General features: G+C 33.6%; 18 protein-coding genes. 10 read left to right on the forward strand and 8 right to left on the reverse strand.

Features of this window, described 5'->3' with window-relative positions:
• Positions 1–3: 3 nt before the first annotated feature.
• From radA to panC, 5 genes are all read right to left on the reverse strand, one after another.
• Positions 4–1,365: a DNA repair protein RadA gene (gene radA, locus B8963_RS05525; protein WP_084060403.1), complete on the reverse strand. Its 1,362-nt coding sequence runs from the start codon at positions 1,363–1,365 to the stop codon at positions 4–6.
• A 75-nt stretch (positions 1,366–1,440) separates the two neighbouring features.
• Entirely contained in the window at positions 1,441–2,583 is a 1,143-nt protein-coding gene (locus B8963_RS05530) for an alpha/beta hydrolase (protein ID WP_084060404.1), read from the reverse strand.
• A 24-nt stretch (positions 2,584–2,607) separates the two neighbouring features.
• Positions 2,608–3,573, reverse strand: coding sequence for a lysylphosphatidylglycerol synthase transmembrane domain-containing protein (locus B8963_RS05535; RefSeq protein WP_084060405.1), 966 nt, complete (start codon positions 3,571–3,573; stop codon positions 2,608–2,610).
• A gap of 6 nt (positions 3,574–3,579) precedes the next feature.
• The gene (panD, locus tag B8963_RS05540; RefSeq protein WP_084060406.1) at positions 3,580–3,930 is read right to left on the reverse strand and encodes an aspartate 1-decarboxylase; all 351 of its coding nucleotides are present in this window, start codon (positions 3,928–3,930) and stop codon (positions 3,580–3,582) included.
• Positions 3,931–3,947: 17 nt separating this feature from the next.
• On the reverse strand, positions 3,948–4,793 hold the full coding sequence (gene panC / locus B8963_RS05545) for a pantoate--beta-alanine ligase (protein ID WP_084060734.1): 846 nt from the start codon (positions 4,791–4,793) through the stop codon (positions 3,948–3,950).
• A 103-nt stretch (positions 4,794–4,896) separates the two neighbouring features.
• On the opposite strand from panC, the gene B8963_RS05550 reads away from it, so the two are divergent.
• From B8963_RS05550 to B8963_RS05580, 7 genes are all read left to right on the forward strand, one after another.
• A complete protein-coding gene (locus B8963_RS05550; RefSeq protein ID WP_084060407.1) occupies positions 4,897–5,706 on the forward strand; it encodes a glycogen/starch synthase in 810 nt (269 codons plus the stop codon).
• A 7-nt stretch (positions 5,707–5,713) separates the two neighbouring features.
• On the forward strand, positions 5,714–7,552 hold the full coding sequence (locus B8963_RS05555; RefSeq protein ID WP_084060408.1) for a DUF4270 domain-containing protein: 1,839 nt from the start codon (positions 5,714–5,716) through the stop codon (positions 7,550–7,552).
• Between the two features lie 126 nt (positions 7,553–7,678).
• Positions 7,679–9,526: a glutamine--fructose-6-phosphate transaminase (isomerizing) gene (gene glmS, locus B8963_RS05560; protein ID WP_084060409.1), complete on the forward strand. Its 1,848-nt coding sequence runs from the start codon at positions 7,679–7,681 to the stop codon at positions 9,524–9,526.
• 193 nt (positions 9,527–9,719) lie between these two features.
• Positions 9,720–12,482: a TonB-dependent receptor gene (locus tag B8963_RS05565; protein WP_084060410.1), complete on the forward strand. Its 2,763-nt coding sequence runs from the start codon at positions 9,720–9,722 to the stop codon at positions 12,480–12,482.
• A gap of 24 nt (positions 12,483–12,506) precedes the next feature.
• On the forward strand, positions 12,507–14,093 hold the full coding sequence (locus tag B8963_RS05570) for an SGNH/GDSL hydrolase family protein (protein ID WP_084060735.1): 1,587 nt from the start codon (positions 12,507–12,509) through the stop codon (positions 14,091–14,093).
• 190 nt (positions 14,094–14,283) lie between these two features.
• Positions 14,284–15,792 carry a F0F1 ATP synthase subunit beta gene (atpD, locus tag B8963_RS05575; protein ID WP_084060411.1) on the forward strand — a complete coding sequence of 503 codons (1,509 nt, stop codon included), beginning with the start codon at positions 14,284–14,286 and terminating at the stop codon, positions 15,790–15,792.
• Positions 15,793–15,868: 76 nt separating this feature from the next.
• Positions 15,869–16,150, forward strand: coding sequence for a F0F1 ATP synthase subunit delta/epsilon (locus tag B8963_RS05580; protein ID WP_084060412.1), 282 nt, complete (start codon positions 15,869–15,871; stop codon positions 16,148–16,150).
• 70 nt (positions 16,151–16,220) lie between these two features.
• Here the strand turns inward: B8963_RS05580 and B8963_RS05585 are convergent, their stop codons facing one another.
• Positions 16,221–16,763: a GNAT family N-acetyltransferase gene (locus B8963_RS05585; protein WP_084060413.1), complete on the reverse strand. Its 543-nt coding sequence runs from the start codon at positions 16,761–16,763 to the stop codon at positions 16,221–16,223.
• A gap of 1 nt (position 16,764) precedes the next feature.
• Positions 16,765–18,576 carry a M61 family metallopeptidase gene (locus B8963_RS05590; RefSeq protein ID WP_084060414.1) on the reverse strand — a complete coding sequence of 604 codons (1,812 nt, stop codon included), beginning with the start codon at positions 18,574–18,576 and terminating at the stop codon, positions 16,765–16,767.
• Positions 18,577–18,637: 61 nt separating this feature from the next.
• Here B8963_RS05590 and B8963_RS05595 point away from each other — a divergent pair, with 61 nt between their 5' ends.
• From B8963_RS05595 to bioD, 3 genes are read left to right on the forward strand one after another with little or no spacing between them, the layout of a single operon-like run.
• On the forward strand, positions 18,638–19,798 hold the full coding sequence (locus tag B8963_RS05595) for an aminotransferase class I/II-fold pyridoxal phosphate-dependent enzyme (protein WP_084060415.1): 1,161 nt from the start codon (positions 18,638–18,640) through the stop codon (positions 19,796–19,798).
• Positions 19,795–20,175 (forward strand): putative signal transducing protein, encoded by a 381-nt coding sequence (locus tag B8963_RS05600; RefSeq protein ID WP_084060416.1) that lies wholly within the window; start codon positions 19,795–19,797, stop codon positions 20,173–20,175. Before B8963_RS05595 ends, B8963_RS05600 begins: the two co-directional genes overlap by 4 nt.
• Before the next feature lie 4 nt (positions 20,176–20,179).
• The gene (gene bioD, locus B8963_RS05605) at positions 20,180–20,797 is read left to right on the forward strand and encodes a dethiobiotin synthase (protein WP_084060417.1); all 618 of its coding nucleotides are present in this window, start codon (positions 20,180–20,182) and stop codon (positions 20,795–20,797) included.
• Here the strand turns inward: bioD and B8963_RS05610 are convergent.
• Positions 20,789–22,276, reverse strand: coding sequence for an ArnT family glycosyltransferase (locus B8963_RS05610; RefSeq protein WP_084060418.1), 1,488 nt, complete (start codon positions 22,274–22,276; stop codon positions 20,789–20,791). The genes bioD and B8963_RS05610 overlap by 9 nt on opposite strands.
• Between the last annotated feature and the right edge of the window lie 72 nt (positions 22,277–22,348).

The following is a 22,348-nucleotide window of genomic DNA, read 5'->3' on the forward strand; positions in this document are numbered from 1 at the left end:
AATTTATCCAAATAAATAGCCAGCCACATCTTCAATTTTAGCCACAAGTTGAATTTTTATTTGCGAATTTTTTAAGGTGATTTTATTGTTTTTGGAAACAAAAATAGTGTGGAAACCTAATTTTTCAGCCTCAAGAATACGTTGTTCTACGCGTTGTACAGGACGAATTTCTCCGGCCAAACCAACTTCTGCCGCAAAACAAATACCTTTTTCGATTGAAATATCTTCGTTGCTTGAAAGTATGGCAGCTATTACGGCAAGATCTATTGCAGGATCATCTACAGAAATACCACCTGTAATATTTAAAAACACATCTTTTGCCGCTAATTTAAAACCAGCTCGTTTTTCCAAAACTGCTAATAGCATGTTTAAACGTTTGGCATTATAACCAGTAGTAGACCGTTGAGGTGTACCGTAAACAGCAGTGCTTACTAGGGCCTGAATTTCTATCATTAGCGGTCGCATGCCTTCTACAGTAGACGCTATGGCAGTACCGCTTAAACCTTCGTCATTCTTCGAAATTAAAATTTCAGAAGGGTTGTTTACTTCACGTAAGCCGCTACCTTGCATTTCGTAAATTCCCAATTCAGAGGTTGATCCAAATCGGTTTTTTAAAGAGCGTAGAATTCGATAAACATAATTTCGATCGCCCTCAAATTGTAAGACACTATCTACCATGTGTTCTAAAATTTTTGGCCCAGCAATAGATCCATCTTTGGTAATATGACCAATAAGAATAACAGGTGTATTTGTTTCTTTTGCAAATTTGATGAGTTCTGCAGTGCATTCTCTAATTTGCGATATGCTTCCTGCGGCAGATTCTATATAATCAGAATGAAGCGTTTGAATAGAATCGATAACAACAATATCTGGTTCTGTATATTCAATTTGTTTAAAGATGTTTTGTGTTTTTGTTTCGGTCAGTATAAAGCAAGTTTCACTATTTGGATGAATACGATCGGCACGCATTTTTATTTGTTTCTGACTTTCTTCACCAGAAACGTAGAGTGTTTTATAAGGTAACTTTAAGGCAATTTGAAGTAATAAAGTACTTTTTCCTATACCTGGTTCTCCTCCCAAAAGAGTTAAAGACCCTGGTACTAACCCACCACCTAAAACGCGATTAAATTCAAGATCAAAAGTATCTAAGCGAAGTTCTTTCTCGGTGCTAATTTCATTTACGCGCAGTGGTTTAGAAATTTTTTTTGCAGTATTCGATGGCGTTTTCCAACTCGATTTTTCTTCTTTTTGGACTACTTCTTCAACTACCGTATTCCATTCTTTACATGCGGAGCATTGCCCTACCCATTTTGCATATTGGGTACCACAATTTTGACAAAAAAATGCTGTTTTAGTTTTGGCCATTGCCTAATTTAAGGTTTTGGCTAAAGGTAATGAATAAAGAAAAATTGAAAATGAATTTTATTGAAAATGTATCTTCTAATATCCAAAATCGGCTTTTAGCGCATCCATTTTTTCTAGAGCCATATCTTTGGTAAGAAAATCTATTTCTTCCATACCAAAGGCTTTTTCAAAAGTTCGTAAAGCCTTTTTTGGTTCACCTATTTGCTCGTAGTATTCACCTTCAAAATAAAAACCTAACATAGTTGTTGGGTATTCTTTTTTACAAAGCTCTGCAAGTGGCTTTAATGACTCAAAATCTTCTTTTTTTCTTGTTGCGGCATAAATAGCCATTATATCATTTAAATCAACATTTTTTCTAAACCCAAATAGCTTTTCAATCATATCATATTTGGTAGTTAAATAGTCAAAAACAGGCCCTTCGGCTGTTAATATTTGAGTTTTATACTCTGTGGGACTAATTGGTTTAAACATTTTAAACACATTATCAAATGCTTTTCCAATTCCGTATGTGGCTACTGAAATATGATCTGCCGCGCTGTATTCATCATAAAAATAATGAAGCGTTTCTTTTTTAATAGTATTTATTCCGGTATTTAAAATAGGAATGCTTTTATCTTTTTTAAGTTGCTCTCCGTCTGTTATTAAATGGTAAAAAAGAGTCTTTTGCATTGCACCTAAACGCGCAGGAACTCTAGTTTCCATTTCCGCAGCTAAAGTTGGCGCAATACTAACATAGGAATTAAACAATGATTCTTCTTTAAAAAGATAATAGTTAATAAAGTTTGCACTAATATCATATCCAAAAATCATTTTAAAAGGCGCAGTTTTGTAACTAGTTTCTAAATAAGGAATTAGTTCCATGCCTAAAAATTCGAAAAATAATTTTGATTTTTCGGTTGGCAAGCCTGAGTTTTCATCAAAGGCACAATCTTCTAATCTTAAATTATCTTTACTCTGATTTACACCTACAATTATGGCTTGAGGCATTCCATGAAATGTACTGTAAAATTTTGCTGTAGCAACAACATTATCAAAAAGGTACTCAGCATCTAATACCACGATTAATGGGTATTTTTTTTCTGCAGAGTAGTTTTCAGGAATATAATATTTTACATCTCGCCTTTCCTGAAGCTTAAAAGATTCAAAAATTTCTTGTTTTACTTGGGCGCTTACACCTAAGCATAGAAAGAAAGCTAATACAGTTAGTATACGTTTCATAATCGGCGGTTTTTGCTTTTTATATTATTGATTTCTGTTCAATAACGGCAATACAAGAAAAGATATTGCACCAAAAACAACAACCATTAAAGTTTGTGAAATCCACATGATCCAACCAAAGGCATCTCCAGATACACTACTAATGCCAAAAATGGCAAGAGCACTACTTACCACAATAGGGTAAAGTCCTATGCCACCATTAGTTGCTGTCATAGCAAAAGCACCAAAAACAAAAGCGACCAGAAGCTGACTTACAGTTAAATTTATTGTTTCGGGTACTGTAAATTTTATGACCCAAAACATGGCCACATAAACAAACCAAATAAAGAAGGTGTGAAAAATAAAGGCCCATTTATTCTTCATTTTAAAAATACTAAATACACCTTGGAGCAACCCGTTTACAAAACTTCGTATTTTAACTAAAAATGGATTTGAAGATTTCTTTAAGAAATAGAAAAGTAGTGCGCCTAGAATACCTGCTATTGCCAATAGTAGAAGAATTTTATTTGGATTGAATCCTTTGTTTTCAAAAAACTCAAGTATAATATCGGTTTGTAGAAAAAATGTGATTATTACAATGGTTAGAAGCATAATAAGATCTATCACACGTTCGGTTACAATAGTTCCAAAACCCTTTTCAAAAGGTACATTTTCATAGGTGGTCAAAGCCGTTGCGCGTAGTATTTCACCAGATCTAGGAATGCCAAGATTAGCAAAATAAGACGTAAGAATAATTAAAATATTATTACCTAATTTGGGTTTATAGCCTAAAGGTTCTAGTAAATAATTCCATCTAATAGCTCTAGATAAATGACTTAAAATACCCATTAAAACAGATATTCCAACCCAAAATAAATTGGCTTCTTTTATATAAAATATAATTTGCTTTCTGTCTTCGGCAGAAGTAGAATAATAAGAATACCAAACTAAAAAAACTCCCAAAAAAATTGGGAGTCCTATTTTTAGCGACTTTTTCACAGTATTTGTCAATCTATTCTAGTTCAGTAAATTAGTTTCCTCATTAGGAAATACTAATGCAGGATTAAACACTTTTGCTTCGTCAATATGCATTTGAGCATAAGTGATTAAAATTAATACATCACCAACGGCAACTTTTCTAGATGCAGCTCCGTTTAATGTAATTTCACCACTTTTTCTTGGTCCCGGAATAGCATAAGTTTCTAAACGCTCGCCGTTATTGTTGTTTACAATTTGAACTTTTTCTCCCCTAATAATATTTGCAGCATCCATTAAATCTTCATCAATGGTTATACTTCCTATATAGTTTAGGTCTGCTCCGGTAACTTTTACTCGGTGGATTTTAGATTTTACAACTTCTATTTGCATGGTACAAAGTTAATAAATTACAAGGCAATGTTATCAATAAGTCGAATATCATCAGCAAAAACTGCTATAAACGCTCTGTAATTTTTATTTTTAGATTTTCTTTTTAAGGGTTGTAGCTGTTCGGTATCAGCAATTTGAAAATACTCTATGTTTAATTTATCGTTCTTTTTAAATTCGTTAACAACCCAATTCGTTACTTCTAAAGCACTTTTTGTGCCAAATTTTATTTTGGCTTCTTTTAAAGTTTTGTAAATAAAAGCTGCTTCTTTGCGCAAGTCTTTAGAGAGTCTTTCATTTCTAGAACTCATGGCTAATCCACTTTCTTCCCTAACAATGGGGCATCCAATAATTTGAACTGGAATATTTTTAAGTTTAACTAGTTTTTTTATTATTGTTAATTGTTGAAAATCTTTTTCTCCAAAATAGGCTTTGTTAGGCTCTATTGATGTTAGTAGTTCTTCAACTATAGTACCCACACCATTAAAGTGGTTGTCTCTAAATTCACCTTCCATAACGGTATCTAATCCATTGAAATCATAAACTTCTGCCTCAATATTGTTTTGGTATATTTCGTTAACAGAAGGGGTGTAAATAATTATTTTATCAGAAACAGTGCTAATTAATTGCACATCATTTTCTAAATTTTTAGGATATTTTTCTAAATCTTGTTTATTATTAAACTGTGTAGGATTTACAAAAATACTTACCACTACATGGTCATTTTCCGCAAATGCTTTTTTAATAAGAGACAGGTGTCCTTGGTGTAATGCACCCATAGTAGGGACAAGTCCCAGACTTTTGTCTTTTAAAAATGTCGCTGACAATTTGTCTTTTAATTCTTTTTTTGTTTGAATAACTAGCATTAATATGTTTTTAACAGCCCGCAAACTTATATAATTACTGGTAATCTGCATAATTTTTGTAATTTTGCACCCACGCCGAGAAAATTAATAAAAAATTGTTTTTATGAATGGTAAAAAGATATTGTTTGTATCTTCTGAATTAGTGCCTTATTTACCAGAGAATGAAGTTTCTCTAATGTCCTATGAAACACCTAGGATGGTTAATAGTAATGGAGGTCAAATACGAATCTTTATGCCAAGGTATGGCAATATTAATGAAAGACGGCATCAATTACATGAAGTAATTAGATTATCTGGAATGAATTTAGTGATTAATGATATGGATATGCCATTAATTATTAAAGTAGCTTCAATTCCAAAAGAAAGAATTCAGGTATATTTTATTGATAACGAAGAATACTTTAAAAGAAAGGCAACATTTACAGATGAAAATGGTGAGCTTTTTCCTGACAACGATGAACGGGCTATATTTTTTGCTAAAGGAATAGTTGAAACGGTTAAAAAATTAAATTGGTCCCCAGATATTATTCATGTTCATGGTTGGATGGCTTCTTTAGTGCCACTTTATTTAAAACAATACTATGCAGATGAGCCGCTTTTTTCTGAAAGTAAAGTTGTGACATCAGTTTATTCTAAAGGATTTGAGGATAGTTTGAGTCCAGATATGATGCAAAAAATTGAATTTGATGGTATTTCTAGTGATAAAATGTCCGCTTTGAAAAACCCAGACTATAATAATTTGTTAAAGATTGCTGTAGATTATTCAGATGCAATTATTTTAGCCTCTGAAGATATTTCAGAAGATTTAAGTAACCATATTTCAAAACTTCAAAAACCAGTGCTGCCATATGTGCCCTTTCATGAATTTGAAGAAGCATATGCGAATTTTTACAACACTGAGGTCATAAAATAAAGATCAAATGATATTTTATAAAAAAATAACTCTTTCTGTTGTTACAGGACTTGTAATAGCGGGATTGTTTTCTTCTTGTCAGGAAGATATAACTACAATAGGTGCTGGTTTAGTTAGCGGTGACCCATTTGAAACAGGTAAAGCTTCTTTTGATGTGTTTGCATTTAATAAGAAAATTGATGCTGTTAAATCTAATGGATTGCCTATTTATCAATTAGGAAATTTTAATGATCCAGTTTACGGCAAAACAGTGGCTAGTATAACTAGTCAGTTACAATTATCTACAGTTAATCCTACCTTTGGAATATACAGTGCTGTTAATGAAGAATCGAACATAGACGAAAATGAAACAATCAAGAAAGTCTATTTATTTATTCCTTATTTAACAAATGTAACAGATACAGACGGTGATGGCGTGCCAGATTCTTTGGACATTGACCCTTCTGATCCGAATAGTGATACGGATGGTGATGGAATTTCTGACAATAGTGAACGATTAGCCAGAACCAATCCTTTAAGTAATGATACAGATGGCGATGGGATTCTAGATGGTGTTGATACAGAAAATAATAAAGCTGCATATGCAAGAAAATTTGTTTTGGATAGTATATATGGGGCTAATTTAGCAGCACCTTTTAACATTAAAGTGTCAAGATCTACCTATTTTTTAAGAGATTTGGATCCTTCAACAAACTTTGAGCAATCTCAAGAATTCTTTTCAAATAATGATTTTTCTTCTTTCACTTCAGATGTATTATATGATGGACAAGAGACAATTAGAGATACTGAAATAGTAACGTATAATGAAGATGACCCAGATACTGAAGATGTAGATGAAAGTGAGCAAGTTGCAGAAACAATTGGGGCAGGAATATATATTCCTTTAAACAACGCATTTTTTCAGACAAACTTTTTAGACAAAGAAGGTTCTATAGAATTACAAAATGCAGCTAATTTTAAAAATTTTATACGAGGCATACATGTAACTTTAGGTGAATCTGATGATTTTTATATGCTTTTAAACTTGTTGGGAGCTAATATTACAATTACCTATGAGTATGATTCATTGGATACTAATGGTACAGCAGATGATACTTCTGACGATCAAATTGTTCAATTAGAAAAGCAATATGTAATAAATTTATTAACTGGTGGTGGAGTTTCAAATACAGGGGTTTCAATTCCTGTTGTGGGTAACGCTGTAAACACTTTTTTAAATGATGCCTACCCATCAGAAATACAATCTGCGTTAAATTCAACCGCAAATGCGGAGAAAATCTATTTAAAAGGGGGTGCAGGATCTTATGCTGAAATAAAATTGTTTGATGAAGATTTGGCCACAAGTCAGAATATTATTAGTCAAATTAAAGCAAATAACTGGGTGATAAATGAAGCTAATTTGGTGTTTTATGTAGACCGACAAACCTTGGATGCAACAGCTGGGATCATAGAACCATTGCGATTGTATTTGTTTACTGCCGATGAATACCAGCCGCTATACAATCCTACTACTGAATATTCGGTAAGTGGTTCCAATGCTTTGACCGTATACCCATTTTATAATGGAGTATTAACAAAGGAAAATGGCAAAGGGGTATTATATAAAATAAGAATAACAGATTATTTAAATAATCTAATCTCTGGTGATTTTGAAAATGTTACTTTAGGGTTATCAGTTACTTCAGATATTAGATTTACAACTATAGGTAGCGCAGTGGTCGGAGGAGAAAATACAAATTTACCAGTAATGAATACTATAAATCCTTTTGGAACAGTGCTTTATGGTAGCGCAACAGATGGAACGAATAAGCTGAAATTGGAAATTAGCTACACTAAAGTTGATTAATTTTTTTGATAAAATACCATTCAAAGTAAATATTCGTTATACATCTATAGTTTGTAGGTAATGCCTAGCAACAAGTATAAATTTGTTAGGTATTAAAAATACTAACCAAATTAATTAGTTTAAATTATGTGTGGAATTGTCGGATATATTGGTCATAGAGATGCTTATCCAATTATTATAAAAGGTTTACAGAGATTAGAATATAGAGGTTATGATAGTGCTGGAGTAGCACTTTATGACGGAAATTCTATTAATCTTAGTAAAACTAAGGGAAAAGTTGATGATTTAAAAAGTAAGTCCGAATCAACAATTTCACTTAAAGGTTCACTTGGTATAGGTCATACGAGGTGGGCAACTCACGGTGTTCCAAATGATGTAAACTCACATCCTCATTTATCCAATTCTGGAGAATTGGTAATTATTCATAATGGTATTATTGAAAATTATGATTCCATAAAAAAGGAACTAATAAAAAGAGGGTATACTTTTCATTCTGATACAGATACCGAAGTTTTGGTAAATCTTATCGAAGAGGTTAAAAACCAAGAAGGCGTTAAACTCGGAAAGGCGGTTCAAATAGCCTTAAATCAAGTGGTTGGAGCTTATGCTATTGCGGTTTTCGATGTTAAAAAGCCAGATGAAATTGTAGTTGCAAAACTAGGAAGTCCATTAGCAATTGGTATAGGTCAAGACGAGTTTTTCATCGCTTCGGATGCTTCACCATTTATTGAATTTACTAATAACGCTATGTATTTGGAAGACGAAGAAATGGCAATTATTCGTCTTGGTAAAGAAATTAAACTTCGTAAGATTAAAGATGATTCTGTTGTTTACCCTAACATTAAGGAGCTACAATTAAATATAGAGGAGATTGAAAAAGGTGGTTACGATCACTTTATGTTAAAAGAGATTTATGAACAACCTAGAGCAATTTTAGATACTTATCGTGGTCGATTGTTGGCAGATAAGGGTCTTATAAAAATGGCTGGTGTTGATGAGAATATTGAAAAATTCTTAAACGCTAACAGAATTATTATTGTGGCATGTGGTACTTCATGGCATGCTGGATTAGTGGCGGAGTATATATTTGAAGATTTAGCTAGAATACCTGTTGAGGTAGAATATGCATCTGAATTTCGTTATAGAAACCCAGTAATTACAGATAAAGATGTGCTAATTGCTATATCGCAATCCGGGGAGACGGCAGATACCTTAGCGGCAATAAAACTCGCCAAGGAAAAAGGAGCTTTTGTTTTTGGAGTTTGTAATGTGGTGGGTTCATCAATTTCAAGAGAAACAGATGCGGGTGCTTATACACATGCAGGTCCAGAAATTGGTGTAGCATCAACAAAAGCATTTACTACACAAATAACTGTGCTAACATTAATAGCGTTAAAACTTGCTAAAGAAAAAGGTGTTTTTTCGCAAAGTAAGTATCATGAATTTTTAACAGAATTGGAAAATATTCCTTCTAAAGTTGAAAAAGTATTGCTGTCTAATGCTTTAGTGGAACAAGTTGCAGCGGTGTATAAAGATGCTACTAACTGTTTGTATTTAGGAAGGGGTTATAATTTTCCTGTAGCCTTGGAAGGTGCTTTAAAACTAAAAGAGATTAGTTACATACACGCCGAAGGATATCCAGCAGCAGAAATGAAACACGGACCAATTGCTCTTATTGATGAGCACATGCCAGTGTTTGTTATTGCTACAAAAAAAGGGCATTATGAAAAGGTAGTAAGTAACATTCAAGAGATAAAGTCAAGAAAAGGTAAAATTATTGCAATCGTAACTGAAGGCGATGAAATGGTTAGAGATTTGGCAGATCACGTGATAGAAGTGCCAGAAACTTTTGAAAGTTTAACGCCATTGTTAACCACTATTCCTTTGCAATTACTTTCTTATCATATAGCCTTAATGCGAGGTTGTAATGTAGATCAACCACGAAATTTAGCTAAGTCTGTTACTGTAGAATAATAGAACAGTTAACACTAAAATAAAAAAGGAGATGCGCCCGCATCTCCTTTTTTATTTTATGAAAATAGCATTAAAACAGAGTCTAAATTGCTAAAATAGTACTATGCATGCATAATTTTTTTCATTTTCTTAGAGTTGATATAAAAAAATCTGTATCTTCGATTTTAAACTTAAATTAACTTAAAACCCTCGAATGAAAACAATACTTTATTTAGTTACCTTTTGTATGTTTGGAATCTTTGGATATTCTCAAACTACTGTAAAAGGAAGCGTTGTAGATCAAGACAACCAGCCAATACCAGGCGCAAATGTGGTAATTACGGGTAAATCTGTTGGAACAGTAACCGATTTTGATGGTAATTTTATTCTTGAAACTTCAGAAGTTCCACCTTTTAGTTTAAAGATTACTAGTATCGGATACAGTGAGAGTGTAAAAAATATAACAGCAAATAATCAAAATATAGCTGTTGTTTTGAATGAAACTCAAACTTTATTGGATGAAATAGTAATTTCTGCCTCAAGAACGCCTGAGCGTATTTTTGAATCTCCAGTAACGGTAGAGCGTTTTGGTATAGAAGCAATTAAAAATACCACAGCAGCCGATTTTTATGGCGGATTAGAAAATCTAAAAGGAGTTGATGTAAACACGAACAGTTTAACATTTAAATCTGTTAACACAAGAGGTTTCGCATCATTTGCTAATACTAGATTTATGCAATTAGTAGATGGTATGGACAATTCTACACCGGCTTTAAACTTTCCAATTGGAAACTTAGTTGGTATGGTAGAAACAGATGTTAAAAGTGTTGAACTACTACCAGGAGCATCTTCAGCACTTTATGGGGCAAATGCTTTTAACGGTATCTTATTTATGACGAGTAAAAGTCCTTTTGATTATGAAGGAATTAGTGTGTCAATTAAAAGAGGTATCACCTCTCAAGAATCTGCAGGGGACAACTCCTATACCGATTTTGGTATTCGTGCAGCTCACAAATTCTCTGATAAATTTGCAGGTAAAGTAAACTTTGGATACTTAAAAGGTACAGATTGGGCTGCAACTAGTGAAGTTGATAAAATTGACCCAACTAGAACAAGAGCAGATTATGACTATGATGGTATAAACGTATATGGAGATGAGGTTTCTACTAACATTAGAGCGGCTTCTGGCTTAGGAATTATTCCAGATGTTGAGGTAAGTAGAACGGGTTATAATGAGCGTGTTTTAACTAACTATAACGCAGAAAGTATAAAAGCAGATTGGGGTTTATACTATAGACCTATTGAAGATAACAGTTTAGAATTGTCTTATGTTGGTAAAGTAGGTACGGGTAATACCATTTATCAAGGTACAAATAGGTATAATATTAAAGGGTTTTTCCAAGAACAACATAAATTAGAAATTAAAAATGATAATTTCTTTTTAAGAGGGTATGTTGTAGCGGATAAAGCAGGTAACTCTTACGACATGGTGTTTACTGGAATAAACATTAACAGAGCATGGAAAAGCGATGAACAGTGGTTTCAAGAGTATATAGGAACTTACGCAGGAATAGAATTATCTGGAAATCCATTGGGTTTAACAGATCAACAGAAGCATGATCAAGCTAGAGCAGTAGCAGATACTGGTAGATATTTACCAGGAACACCAGAATTTGAGGCTGCATTTAACAAAAGTATAAATGATCCAAACTTAGCTACAGGATCTAAATTTCAAGATGCTTCTAAATACTATCATTCAGATGCGAATTATAACTTTAGTCATTTAATTGATTTTGCTGAAATTCAAGTAGGAGGATCTTATAGAAGATATAGCTTAAATTCAGGAGGAACTATTTATACCGATTTTGATGGTCCAATAGACTATTCTGAATATGGAGTGTATACACAAATACAAAAGAAGATTGATCTTGCTAATGAAAAAAGCATAAAACTAACTGGATCAGTACGTTATGATAAATCAGAATTTTTTGATGGATTCTTCTCGCCACGTATTTCTGCAGGTTATACATTAAACAGAGATCATAATATAAGAGCTTCTGTGCAAACAGGTTTTAGAAACCCAACAACACAAGATTTATTTATTGGATTAGATGCTGGTAGAGCTATTTTAGTTGGTTCTGCTCCTGATAATTTGGATCGTTATTCAACACCTTATGATGTTAGTCTAGCGGGTAGAAACGCTGGTCAACCAAATACAATTGAACAATCAGGTAGAGCTGCTTATGAAAATGCATATTCAGCACAGTCCGTAGAGACCTTTAAGATTACCAATAACGTGGCTGATTTAAAAGTTTCTAATCCAGATTTGGTAAAGCCCGAGCAGGTTACTTCGGCAGAAATAGGATATCGCGGAAAAATTAACAAACTGGTTGTTGATTTTAGTGCCTATTACAATAGTTATAAAGACTTCATTTCTCAAGAAGTTGTTGACGCACCTTATTATGGTGTTGCCGGTGATGGTAGTCTTTCTGTAGATGCTATCAGAAACGATGATGTACAACGCTATAGTACGTATACAAATTCTTCGGCCGATATTAATTCGTATGGAGCTTCTATAGGATTAGATATGAAAGTTCTTGGTAATTTTGATTTAGGAGGTAGTTATACTTTTACTAAACTAGATTTTGATCGTGATGCTAACCCAGATGTTATGTTAAACTTTAACACTCCGGAACATAAGTTTAAAGCAAATTTCGGAAACGAAGAATTATTTAAAAACTTTGGATTTAATCTATCTTATAGATTTAGCGATGATTATTTCTGGGAAGCTACCTTTGGAGAAGGCGTTGTTCCTGAATTCCATGTACTTGATGCTCAAGTAAGCTACGCTGTTCCGAGTATTAAATCTTTATTTAAATTGGGAGGAACAAACATTACAGGACAAGAGTACTTTACTGCTTTCGGAACAGGTTTTATTGGTTCTATGTACTACCTATCTTGGACAATTAATAACTAAACTGAATTCAAATCAATGTTTGACATGAAAAATTTAAAATATATATTCTTAGCTTCTTCACTTTTATTGTTTACCAATTGTAACGATCCTGAAGATGTAGATTTAAACCCTATGGAAGTAGAAGAGCCAAAACCGGCTCTGGTTGCTGGTTCTGCTAACTTCTCAGATTATGTTGCCCTTGGCGCATCTTTTACTGCAGGCTATAGTGATGGAGCATTATTTAAAGCTTCGCAAGAAAATTCATTTCCAAAATTATTATCTAATCAGTTTGCACTTGCTGGTGGCGGAAGTTTTACGCAGCCTCTTATGGCAGATAATACAGGTGCATTTTTAGGAATACCTACAAGTGCAGTTGGATATAGATTAGTATTTAATGGTACAGGTCCACAAAGACTCAATGAGTTTTTTACTGCTCTAGGTGCTCCGGTACCACAGCCTACTACTAATCCTACTCAAAATTTGGGAAGTACTTTTAATAATGTGGGAGTTCCGGGAGCAAAAAGTTTTCATTTTACATTGCCAGGTTATGCGGCATTCAACCCTTATTATGCGCGTTTTGCAACTTCTGCATCTTCAACCATGTTAGGTGATGCTGCGGTTGCACAAAGTCCATCATTCTTTACTTTGTCTGAATTTGGCGGGAATGATGTTTTAAGTTTTGCCACATCTGGAGGTTTGGGAGTTGATAGAACAGGAGATCCTAATGCAGCTGGTTATAGTACGCTAGATATTACGGACCCAGGTTTATTTGGTCAAGTTTTAGAAGGTGTTGTTGGTCAATTAACAGCTAACGGTGCTAAAGGAGCTATAGCTAATTTACCAGATATAACAAGTCTGCCTTATTTTACAACAATACCTAATGATGCTTTAAATTTAGATGCAGCTACTGCAGCTAGTTTAACAGGATTTTTTCAAGCAGTTACGGGTATTTTCACACAAGTATTAATTCAGCAACAAGTGCCACCGGCAAATGCACAAGCTTTAGCGGCTCAATATGCTATTACTTTTCAAGCTGGTCCAAACAGGTTTTTAATTGATGTTCCGGTGAGTCAAACAAATCCTTTAGGATTTAGACAAATGACAGAAGATGAATTATTACTGCTTCCAATAAATCGTGCTGCTCTTGCTCAAGGTTATGGTTCTGTATTATTAACGCCACAAGTGCTTCAAGTTTTAGGTATTTTACAGGCTGGAGGAACACCAACTCCTGAACAGGCAGGTTTAGTGCTTGCAGCAGTTAATGGGATTGATGATAAAGATGCTCTTGATAGTTCAGAATTGTTGAGTATAAAAACAGCAACGGCTGCATATAATGCAAAAATTTCAGAAGTTGCTAATGCTGCTGGTTTAGCGCTAGTTGACTTAAATAGTGTTTTAGATGCTGCTTCAAATGGAGGGTTTACTTCTGGGAACTATAATTTCACCACAAATTTGGTTACAGGTGGTATAGTTAGTTTAGATGGGATTCATTTAAATTCAAGAGGTTACGCGGTAATGGCTAACGAATTCTTGAAAGCTATAGATGCCAAGTATGGTTCAAATTTTGAAGCTTCAGGATCATTACTGAATGTTGGGGATTATCCTACCAATTATTCTCCAACTCTTCAATAAAATAGATTAGATTAAACAATAATTAAAAGCACCATTTTATGGTGCTTTTTTTATGTTCATAAAAATCAAAAAAACAATTTCTATTTAAAATGGAAAAACATATCTTTGCAGCCTGAAAAACATAGGTAACTATAAAATAGCGAATTATGTTTTTAAAGACGCTTTAATTCTAAACATAAATACTTAGGTAATGTCAAAAATTACAGGTAAAGTTTCCCAAATTATCGGGCCGGTTGTAGATGTTGAATTTCAATCAGGTTCTGAACTGCCAAAAATATATGATTCTCTTGAAATCAAGAAAAAGGATGGTTCGCTATTAGTACTAGAAGTTCAATCTCATGTTGGAGAAAATTCTGTTAGAACCATTTCAATGGATTCTACTGATGGATTAAGCAGAGGTACTGAAGTTGTAGCTACCGGTAGTGCTATACAGATGCCAGTTGGTGATGATGTATATGGCCGTTTGTTTAATGTAATTGGTGATGCTATTGATGGTTTAGGAGATTTGCCTAAAGCAGGAAAAGACGGACTTCCAATTCACAGAGAAGCTCCTAAATTTGAAGATTTATCAACTTCTACTGAAGTTTTATTCACAGGTATTAAGGTTATCGATTTAATTGAGCCTTATGCAAAAGGTGGTAAAATTGGTTTATTTGGTGGAGCAGGTGTTGGTAAAACAGTATTGATTCAAGAGCTTATTAACAACATTGCAAAAGGTCACGGTGGTCTTTCTGTATTTGCTGGTGTAGGTGAACGTACTCGTGAAGGTAACGATTTACTTCGTGAGATGTTAGAATCAGGAATTATAAAATACGGTGATGATTTCATGCACTCTATGGAAGAAGGTGGATGGGATTTATCTAAAGTAGATAAAAATATAATGAAAGAATCGAAAGCAACATTCGTTTTCGGTCAAATGAATGAACCTCCTGGAGCACGTGCACGTGTTGCTTTATCTGGTTTAACTATTGCAGAATATTTCCGTGATGGTGCTGGTGAAGGGCAAGGAAAAGATGTATTATTCTTCGTGGATAACATCTTCCGTTTTACACAAGCAGGTTCTGAGGTATCAGCATTATTAGGTCGTATGCCTTCTGCGGTAGGTTACCAACCAACTTTGGCAACAGAGATGGGTGCTATGCAAGAGCGTATTACATCAACAAAAAGAGGATCTATTACATCTGTACAGGCGGTTTACGTTCCTGCGGATGATTTAACGGATCCAGCACCAGCTACTACGTTTGCTCACTTAGATGCAACAACAGTACTTTCACGTAAAATTGCAGAGTTAGGTATTTACCCAGCTGTGGATCCTTTAGATTCTACTTCAAGAATTTTGACTGCTGAAATTTTAGGTAAAGATCATTATGCTTGTGCGCAAAGAGTAAAAGAGTTATTACAGCGTTATAAAGAGCTTCAAGATATTATTGCCATATTAGGTATGGAAGAATTATCTGAAGAAGATAAACTAGCAGTAGGTAGAGCACGTCGTGTTCAACGTTTCTTGTCTCAACCTTTCCACGTTGCAGAACAATTTACAGGTCTTAAAGGTGTGTTGGTAGATATTAAAGATACTATCAATGGATTTAACAGAATTATGGATGGTGAATTAGATCACTTACCAGAATCTGCTTTCAACCTTAAAGGTACTATTGAAGAAGCAATTGAGGCTGGAGAAAAAATGCTTGCTGAGGTGTAACTAGTTGACGGTTGATAAGTTGTAGATTGTTTAAAACACCAGCAACCATCAATCATTAACCAATAACTAAAAAAACATGTATTTAGAAATTGTATCACCAGAGGCCACTTTATTTTCAGGAGAAGTTACATCCGTAACTGTACCTGGTATTAATGGCGAGTTTCAAATGTTATCTAATCACGCACCTATAGTGTCATTACTGCAAGAAGGTGTTGTTACAATTCAGGGAACTAATATAGTAGTAGCGGAAGCCAATAAAGAAAAATTTTCAAAGAATAGTAATGGAGCAACTACACTAGCAATTGCAAGTGGAGCTGTAGAAATGAAAGATAATAAAGTGATTGTTTTAGCAGATTAACAATATCTGCAAAAAGAATAAGAATACTTAAAGCCATACATTAGTGTATGGCTTTTTTTGTAGATTTAAATTATTTTGTTTTTAAAGAAACCACAATCCAATTTTCCCCGTCAGCACTAAAATGTGCAATTTGATCAAAACCTATCGCTAAATGTGCTTGTAATGACCGAGTGTTTTTTGCGTTAATGTCGGTTACTATAAAATCAAATTCCGGAGTAACATGTGTTTTCATAGCCTCATAAAGCCCTCTAAACACGCCTTTTTTTCTGTGATTTTTTGATACACAGACTTGACCCATCACAATAAATTTTTCATTTTTCAATAAATCTTCTTGACGAAGTAGGTCAAATAAAGGCTCTAAGACATCAATTTTATCACCAAAAGATGGGTGCATGCTTAAGGCATAACCAGCTACTTCATCACCAAATTTGGCAATTGTATGCGGGCAAACTTCATTCATATCTTTTAATAGGTCAAAGGTATGCTCTACGGTGACAAAGCCTTCCCATTTTTTTTCTTCTTCAGATACATTTTTAAACAAATTGGCTTGTTGTAATGCTAATATTTGCTCTAATTCTTGATTAGATTTTGCAGTGGAATAAGTAATTTCCATATTACTCTATTTTAAGCCATGCTTTTCTATTGTTAAGTACTTTTTTTACTGGTTTCTCACCATTTTTTTCAACTAATTCAGTCCTATAATTTGGACTTGTAGTAAGTCTAACCTTCGTGCTTTTGATTGTTTCAAACCTTAGAAAATCAATCTTTAATTCGTCACCTATATGAAACTTTTTAAGAAAGTCCTGAAAACTTACTCCATTTGGGAATGGTTGATTATTAATGGCTGTAATTACATCACCTTTATCGAGTCCGGCTATATAGGCCGGACTTCCAATGGCGGTATTTCTTTGTATTTCGCCAAATAGATCATCATTAGTAGCAATAGCCGCTCCAAAATACGGAGTTGTATCATCTTGAATTAGGTCTACACCAACAGTTGCAAATAGCGACTTATAATCTGGCATCTGACTTTTGTAGATATACTTATCAAAAAAATGTTCTCCAAATTCTTTGCCGGCGTAAGCATTTAAACTTACCTTCAGATTTTCTATAGTGTAAGGAATTTCCTTTTTACCAAAAGAATTCCAAACAAGCTTCATATAATCGTCAAGATTTAACCCTTTTTCTCGTAAAGATAAATCTAATGCCAATCCAAGAATACTACCATAGGAGTAATAGGAAATAAATGTATTTTCTCTATTAACAGGGTCTACAGATGTAGCTGCATCGACAAAAGGCGCTTGATAACTCATTTCAATAGGGTTAAAAAATTGCCTTGCGGGCGAATTCCAGACGTAATTAAAGGTTCCTGATAAATCTTCAACATATTCTTCAGCACTTATTAATTTTGCTCTACATAATATTAGATTGGTATAATAGCTGGTAAACCCTTCGGCAAACCATAATTCGCCGCTCATATTTGCTTCTTCAAAATTAAATGGCTCTAGAGTTTTTGGTCGAATACGCTCCACATTCCAAGAATGAAAAAATTCGTGAGATACCGTTCCGAGGTTATTTTTCATTCCACCATTTGCTAAACTTCTTATGCTCGTAAGAATTGTTGAATTTCTGTGTTCCATACCATCACCTGAAGCATTTGGAATATAGCAGGCTAAAAAAGTATAGGTATTATAATCAAAATCAGGTAGTTCTCCATATACCTTTTGTTCTTCTAAAACAATGCTTTTTACTTTTTCAAAATAGGTATTTAGTTCTTCCTCTGTGCCATTATGATGTAGTACAAATTGAATATTTTTTTTTCGTCCATCTTTTTCTAGAACTTCAAACTCTCGGATTCCAAAATTGCTCAATTCTGTAGGGCTATCCATAAAGTATTGTAAATTGGGAGCAGTATACGTTGTTCCGTTAGAAAGAGGCATCTGGGTGGCAATCTTCCAATTCAAATCTTCACGGAGTCTAAAATTTACTTCTATTTTTCTATCTGAGAATTCTGGTGAAAACATGAACGTAGCGGGAATATTTAAATGCGCATGAGTCTCATCTATTTGCGAGTAAGTACCATCACCTCTATCTGCAAATAAAGTATATGAAATAGTTACCGTTCCATCATGTCCAGAGATATTCCATTGATAGGGGTTTGGTCTTGTTACTACCAAATTATTTCCTTCACTATCAGTGGCTTTAAAATTGTAAATATTTTTCGCAAATTCATGTAAAGCATAGCGTCCCGGTGATGATCTGCTCATTTGCACCGTAAAAATCTCTGTAGTAACCTCAGGAAAAGTTGCAGAAATTACCGCTTCGTGATGTATAGCGTTTTCGAATGAGATACTGTAGGTGTTGGTTTGGGCTAAAGTATATTGAAGCGTTAAAAAAAGTAGTATTATTTGAGCTATAGATTTCATGTTAAATATGTTTATTGCTACTAATATACTATATAAAACAAGGATATACTACATTTGTAGTATGGCAAATTTTCCTAAAAAATTATCTAAAAAATTAACGGAACGCGCAGCGCAAAACGCATTGCGTGAGCTGCCATTATCTTCTAATTTAATAGATTTTACATCGAATGATTATTTAGGATTTTCTAAAAATTTAAGCATTTATGAAAAAGCCTCAAAGCTACTTTCTGATGAAAACCATAAAAGAAATGGCGCCACAGGGTCTCGATTAATTTCAGGAAATTATAGCTTATACACTCAAGTTGAGCAAAATATTGCTTCGTTTCATCAGGTAGATTCAGCCTTAGTATTTAATTCTGGTTACGATGCTAATGTTGGTTTTTTTGGTGCGGTTCCGCAACGGGGAGATGTAATTTTATACGATGAATATATACATGCCAGTATTCGTGATGGTATTGCCATGAGTAACGCGAAGGCCTTTAAATTTAAGCACAATTCTTTAGAAGATTTAGGTAAGGTAATAAGAAGAATACAAGCTAACTTACCTTCAGAGTCAGAAATCTATGTAGTCACTGAATCTGTTTTTTCCATGGATGGAGATTCGCCCGATTTACAAAGTTTTGCTAAGTTATGTGCAGATAACGGGTACCATTTAGTGGTAGATGAAGCACATGCTATTGGTGTTTTCGGTTTTGATGGGCAAGGATTGCTATTTGATTTAGGAATTCAAAACCAAGTATTTGCACAAATTATAACTTATGGCAAAGCTATGGGTTGTCACGGCGCTGCAATTTTAGGTAGTGATGCGCTAAAAGAATTTTTAATAAATTTTTCTCGAAGCTTTATTTACACAACAGGATTACCGCCACATTCTGTAGCTACAATTATGGCTGCTTATCAAGAACTAACTCAGGAAAAATCAAGTAGAGAAAAATTACAGCAATTAATTTCTTATATCCATGGTGAAGTAAAAAATCAAGGGTTAGAAACTGTTTTTATTCCAAGTAATTCAGCGATACATTGTTGTTTAATTCCGAATGCAGATAAAGTAAAAAAAGTAGCTAAGAATTTAGAAAAAAAGGGCTATAATGTAAAAGCTATTCTATCGCCAACAGTGCCATTAGGTCAAGAAAGACTTAGAATTTGTTTGCATAGCTACAATACTATTGAAGAAATTAAAAATCTTTTATCAATATTAAAAACAGCAATGACAAGCCTATGAGCGTTAAATTGGTAACGATTGCAACATTTGAATATGTAGCGGACTTACAAGTTTTAAAAACTAAATTAGAATCTGAAGGAATTCAAGTAGTGTTGAAAGATGAAAATGTTCTAAATTCCGACCCGATGATTAGCCATGCTATTGGAGGCGCTAAATTGCAAGTATTTAGGGAAGATGCAGAAAGAGCCATTGAAATTTATGATACTATTAGAAGCTATGCAATAGGGGATGATGGATTGCCAATTAAATGCCCTAATTGTGGAGAAAGAAAATCTGAAAGATATTACAGTCGAAAAAATATTTTTCATAAACTATTTCCTTTTTTTGAAAAAAGAAAATACAAATGTTTAAATTGTAAGATGATTACAAAACCATAATATTATGCAGAAATTATTTGTAACTGGAATATCCACAGAGGTAGGGAAAACTATAGCTTCTGCTATATTAGTTGAAGCTTTGCAAGCGGATTATTGGAAACCTATTCAAGCGGGAGATTTAGAACATTCGGACAGTCATATAATCACAGAATTAATTTCTAATGCAAAAACTGTTATTCATAAAAACAGCTATGCATTAAACACACCTATGAGTCCACATGCTGCCGCTAAATTAGATGGTTTAGAGATTGATAGGGAGCAAATAAACACTCCAGAAACCGATAATCATTTGGTTATTGAAGGTGCAGGTGGCTTGCTTGTGCCACTAAATGATGAAGATACTATACTCGATATTATCATGCCAAATTATAAAGTTGTTGTGGTTTCTAGGCATTATTTAGGGAGTATAAATCACACTTTGCTAACTGTAGGGTGGTTGCAAGAAAGGGGTTATGATGTTTATTTGATTTTTAGTGGTAATGAAAATAAATCAACCGAAGAGATTATTGTAAAAAAAACAGGAGTACCAGTAATTGGTAGAATTAATGAGGAAGTTACTTTTGATAAGGCCACTATTAAAAAGTATGCGGAGCTTTTTAAACCTAAGCTGACTTTACTTTAATCTTTGGTAAATAACCGCTTCTCCAATTTTATGAAGGAGTGTGTAGTTTTTATCTAAATACGTATTCACGTAATTATTTTCTGCAATTAATTTACGATCTAATAATTGCTTATCTTTTCTTTTAACAATTATTGCTGGTTGTTTTACTTCAAGAATATATTGTATTTCTTCTAAAGTGGTTTTTCTTAAATTTTCGGCATAAGGAAACAAATCAGCCCTACTAATATTGCTGGGATGAGTTGCTGCTTTGGTTGGAGGGTTAACATTTAAAAACCAATATCCAATATGATATTCTGTAAATAAAATGTTTTCATGATTAATTTTATTTGCAATTAAATACTTTGGCACCTCGATACCTTCTCCATTATAAAAAGAGCCTTTGCTAATTTTATTTTTAATAATAGCCCCATATTCCATATAACTTTCTAGTGGAATTAAAAGTAATATTACACCAATAATTGGTTGGTATCTAAATGATGTTAACGTTTTAATATTACCTATAAAAACCCCAATTAGAATTAAAAGTATTGGGTACAATTGTATTAAATAGTGACCATTTAATCTACCTCCTTTTATAAAAGATAGCATTACGCCAGCCATAACAATAACTAACAACTGTATGTCGCTTCTTTTAAAATCAATAAGTGCCTTTTTCTTTGCAAATAACAAAAACAGCATTAATACTCCTACAATAGGCATAAAGCTCAAAACGGACATCCTTCTAGTTTCTGTATAGATTAATGGCGCTTTAATAACCGAATTCCACCATAATAAAATATGATCATTTAAATAGTAAGGCAAAATTGTAAGCCCAATGACTAATAATATCCCAATTCCATAGCATATGGTATTTATTAAGCCTTCTTTATAGTTCTTTTGGCGTACTGTTGAGTAGAGGTAATAAAGTCCTGCCAGAGCTATTGGATATGCCATGTTGAGCTTTACCATTGAAGTGAAGCCCATTAATATTCCGGCAATTAAGAAACCTTCCCAATTTTTGTATTTTAAGAGTAGATACAGTGCAGGAGTGAAGAAAACCATTGATATATGCTCTGACATAACACCTTGCATGCTTCCGAATAAACTTTGTAAAAACACGCAAAATATAGCAGCCCAAAAACCCACTTTCTTGGTGCTTACGATTGTTGTTATTTTATATGTAAAGTAAGCGGTGATGGCAACTATTAAAACTCCAAAAAACCGAATAGCAATTAAACTCTTACCAAAAGTGTATAGTATGCCTGCAAAAAACAAAAAGTTTAATGGAGGTTTTAAATCCCACAATTCCATATAAGGCAAATGCCCATTTACCCATGATTGCCCCATGAGAATAAAGGTACTTTCATCACGATCTATATAATCACGAAAAAAAAATGGTAATCGTATAAAAAAAGTTATTAGAAATAGGATGCCAAAAATGCTTCTATTTTTTAGGGAGTTATATTTTGGAGTCAAGTAATCAAAAAGCTTTGTTAGCATTAAATGGTTGTGTTTATTGCCTATTAATTAGCATCTTTGCAAGATAAAATAAAAACGCGATTTTTAAATCTT

Source organism: Cellulophaga tyrosinoxydans (genome assembly GCF_900176415.1).
In the GTDB taxonomy this organism is placed as follows: Bacteria; Bacteroidota; Bacteroidia; order Flavobacteriales; family Flavobacteriaceae; genus Cellulophaga; species Cellulophaga tyrosinoxydans.

Coding starts and splice junctions, on each gene's coding strand:
- radA (WP_084060403.1), bottom strand. CDS start 1,365: ATGGCCAAAACTAAAACAGCATTTTTTTGTCAAAATTGTGGTACCCAA.
- B8963_RS05530 (WP_084060404.1), bottom strand. CDS start 2,583: ATGAAACGTATACTAACTGTATTAGCTTTCTTTCTATGCTTAGGTGTA.
- panD (WP_084060406.1), bottom strand. CDS start 3,930: ATGCAAATAGAAGTTGTAAAATCTAAAATCCACCGAGTAAAAGTTACC.
- panC (WP_084060734.1), bottom strand. CDS start 4,793: ATGCTAGTTATTCAAACAAAAAAAGAATTAAAAGACAAATTGTCAGCG.
- B8963_RS05550 (WP_084060407.1), top strand. CDS start 4,897: ATGAATGGTAAAAAGATATTGTTTGTATCTTCTGAATTAGTGCCTTAT.
- B8963_RS05555 (WP_084060408.1), top strand. CDS start 5,714: ATGATATTTTATAAAAAAATAACTCTTTCTGTTGTTACAGGACTTGTA.
- glmS (WP_084060409.1), top strand. CDS start 7,679: ATGTGTGGAATTGTCGGATATATTGGTCATAGAGATGCTTATCCAATT.
- B8963_RS05565 (WP_084060410.1), top strand. CDS start 9,720: ATGAAAACAATACTTTATTTAGTTACCTTTTGTATGTTTGGAATCTTT.
- B8963_RS05570 (WP_084060735.1), top strand. CDS start 12,507: ATGAAAAATTTAAAATATATATTCTTAGCTTCTTCACTTTTATTGTTT.
- atpD (WP_084060411.1), top strand. CDS start 14,284: ATGTCAAAAATTACAGGTAAAGTTTCCCAAATTATCGGGCCGGTTGTA.
- B8963_RS05580 (WP_084060412.1), top strand. CDS start 15,869: ATGTATTTAGAAATTGTATCACCAGAGGCCACTTTATTTTCAGGAGAA.
- B8963_RS05585 (WP_084060413.1), bottom strand. CDS start 16,763: ATGGAAATTACTTATTCCACTGCAAAATCTAATCAAGAATTAGAGCAA.
- B8963_RS05590 (WP_084060414.1), bottom strand. CDS start 18,576: ATGAAATCTATAGCTCAAATAATACTACTTTTTTTAACGCTTCAATAT.
- B8963_RS05595 (WP_084060415.1), top strand. CDS start 18,638: ATGGCAAATTTTCCTAAAAAATTATCTAAAAAATTAACGGAACGCGCA.
- B8963_RS05600 (WP_084060416.1), top strand. CDS start 19,795: ATGAGCGTTAAATTGGTAACGATTGCAACATTTGAATATGTAGCGGAC.
- bioD (WP_084060417.1), top strand. CDS start 20,180: ATGCAGAAATTATTTGTAACTGGAATATCCACAGAGGTAGGGAAAACT.
- B8963_RS05610 (WP_084060418.1), bottom strand. CDS start 22,276: ATGCTAACAAAGCTTTTTGATTACTTGACTCCAAAATATAACTCCCTA.